Genomic DNA, 959 nt, shown 5'->3' with positions numbered 1-959 from the left:
CCCCCCCATTTCGTTGTTAGCAGTTCCACCTCAGGGCACCGAAGATTCATAGCCTGTCCACCCGATTGGGCGGGCTATGTTTATTTCCGTTCCCTCCGTCTGAAAGGACAGTGGAACTAGTCGCTGGCTTCGGTATGGCTTATTCCCGCCCCTGTCTGAAAATGATCCGGGGGTGATGCCGCCGAAGACAGTGACATACTCAAACAGCTCAATAGGAACCTGACCCAGCCCAGGTGGTACGAGGTCTCACAGTAATGTAGATGCCAGTACTAAGTATGTCCGACAACCCCAGCGATGAAGCTCAAATAGTCCAACTTCTAAGTCATCGCTAGGAGGCATACACCCATGGCCTATGACTTCGTCATTGGCGTAGACGTCGGCAAATACTTCCACCACGCCTGCGTCCTCGATCCCCAAGGCAGGCAAGTCCTGTCCAAACGTATCAATCAGCATGAAGGCTCGCTACGCAAGCTCTTCGGCCAATTCCTCGCCGACAACGCCTCGGTCCTTGTCATTGTCGATCAGCCCAACAACATCGGCCGATTAACCGTCGCAGTCGCCCAACACATGGGGGCAGACGATCGCTCAACAAAAATTAAAGAACGCCCTATGGCAATCGTCTTTTGCATCGATCAGATTCCACGAGCGTTCCCGGCAACTCTATGAACAAAAACGCAAAGAAGGCAAAAGACACAACGCCGCAGTCGTCGCACTCGCACGCCGACGCCTCAACGTCCTCTTCGCCATGATGCGAAACGGCGAGCACTACCGAGACATCCCCACAATCCAGAAGGCCGCAGCAGCCTAAAGCCACCAGACCCCCATCCAAGCCGATTGCACAGCAAGCCCAATCGGCTCCTCAAGGTACCCAAAACAACATCTACGAGACGAAGCAGAAGCCGTTCACACCCCCAAACAAGCCCACCCACGGAGTTGACAACCTATATAGGAACACCCCC

The 959-nt window shown here is 54.3% G+C and carries 2 pseudogenes; both read left to right on the top strand.

The features are described 5' to 3' along the window. Positions 1-345: 345 nt before the first annotated feature. Positions 346-573, top strand: a pseudogene (locus CORTU0001_RS12105) (IS110 family transposase); the annotation flags it as partial. Positions 574-589: 16 nt separating this feature from the next. After that, a pseudogene (locus tag CORTU0001_RS12100) lies at positions 590-808 on the top strand (IS110 family transposase); the annotation flags it as partial. Positions 809-959 lie beyond the last annotated feature (151 nt).

Source organism: Corynebacterium tuberculostearicum SK141, assembly GCF_000175635.1.
In the GTDB taxonomy this organism is placed as follows: Bacteria; Actinomycetota; Actinomycetes; order Mycobacteriales; family Mycobacteriaceae; genus Corynebacterium; species Corynebacterium tuberculostearicum_C.
This window is presented reverse-complemented; position numbering and strand designations above follow the sequence as displayed.